This is a genomic window from Rhodococcus sp. WS3 (assembly GCF_003797085.1).
Classification (GTDB): Bacteria; Actinomycetota; Actinomycetes; order Mycobacteriales; family Mycobacteriaceae; genus Rhodococcus_F; species Rhodococcus_F globerula.
The window spans coordinates 1-380 of sequence record NZ_RKMA01000017.1 but is presented as its reverse complement, the minus strand read 5'-3'; the positions used below and the strand labels follow the sequence as shown (position 1 = coordinate 380).

General features: G+C 69.2%; 1 pseudogene. It reads right to left on the bottom strand.

Going from position 1 to position 380, the window contains the following annotated elements:
* A pseudogene (locus EEB13_RS31315) lies at positions 1–380 on the bottom strand (acetyl-CoA C-acyltransferase); the annotation flags it as partial.

Here is a 380-nt window from a genome sequence, read left to right as displayed (position 1 = left end):
GCCGAGCTCACGCGTGGAGGCGATACCGACGGCCGCGAACGCCTCGTTGATCTCGACGAGATCGAGATCGGCGGGGTTGATGCCTTCCTTCGCGCAGGCCTTCGCGATGGCCCGCGCCGGCTGGGACTGCAGGGTCGAATCGGGGCCCGCGACCACACCGTGGGCACCGATCTCCGCGATCCACGCCACACCGAGTTCTTCGGCCTTGGCCTTGCTCATCACGACCACGGCGGCGGCGCCGTCGGAGATCGGCGACGCGGAGCCGGCGGTGATGGTGCCGTCCTTGCTGAACGCGGGACGCAGTTTGCCGAGGGATTCGACGGTGGTGTCGGCGCGGATGCCCTCGTCCTGCGCGAAGACGATCGGATCGCCCTTGCGCT